Raw genomic sequence first — 1,084 nt, forward strand, 5'->3', positions numbered from 1 at the left:
AAGAACCAAACAAAAGCTCAGAGGACTGCCGCCGGTGAATACCGCATCCAGTCCTCTGTAGCAGCCTAAGTCTGTCCTGTGTTAAACTTTTTGGGGTCAGTTCAATTAAGGTTAGCGGGGCTGGCACATTAACAATAAACTAACCAATTCAAATAACTTTTTTATATTGTCTAACCGGACTTGTTTAATATTATTTTTATGAAGCGGTGGGGCTTTCAAACTGAAAACAATTAATAAATATCAATAGTAAAATAATCTTTCTCTTTGCCCTTCACTAACTAAAATTTCATACTTTTCAAAAGATCTAACATCCGCAAATTGTTTAAACCGTTCAAATAATCTTATGCATCTAATGAAAAAGGACTCCTTGTTATTGGATAATGATTTAGATAACACGTCTAACAGATATTTGAAGCCGTAAGAGTAGTTGCCTCTATTCAAATAGTATTTAGCAAGTTCATATTTAAAACATGTTGTTTGCTCTGGTACTACTTGATAAGTATACATATCGGCAGATGGGTTCATTTGAGCAAAAAAATCAATTTCCATTTTAAACCTTAGAAGTATATTATCTACATCTATGTTATATCGGTTAGCTGCAAGCATTACGTTCAATATCTTAGTAACCATTTCTTTATCGACTTTTGATGCGGCAATGTATTCAACATAATCATGTAGCACACTTGTATCTCCAGATAGGAGTGTATTAACGTAAGTATTACACTGCGCCCAATCTTGGAACATGTTAACCCAGTGTTGTGTGTCCTTGTCCGTTTCCTTCACCCAATCCAAACTAGCGTAGGCGTATGTATATTGTAGAGCTTGTTGATAATCGCCTCGAGCTTCACAAACACTGGCACACAGTAGATCGGCATAAGCAATGTATCCAAATAATGGACTCTTTGTTTTCTTTTCATGTGTTCTATCCTTGCGTTTATTATGAATAAGCGAGTATTGGATTTCCGCTTTAGCTCTCATTTGCCTTGCCATTTCGTCTACCTTGTCCCACTTACGTAAAGACCTATACACGTTAGCCAAATCCTTTAACGCGTCAAGCTGGTCTATTTCATCTAGACGCTCAACA

At 36.5% G+C, this 1,084-nt stretch carries 1 pseudogene; it reads right to left on the reverse strand.

Going from position 1 to position 1,084, the window contains the following annotated elements:
• Nucleotides 1-240: 240 nt before the first annotated feature.
• Nucleotides 241-1,084, reverse strand: a pseudogene (locus tag L693_RS0117370) (transcriptional regulator); the annotation flags it as partial.

Origin of the sequence: Paenibacillus sp. 1-18, from assembly GCF_000520755.1 — a bacterium.
Classification (GTDB): Bacteria; Bacillota; Bacilli; order Paenibacillales; family Paenibacillaceae; genus Paenibacillus; species Paenibacillus brasilensis.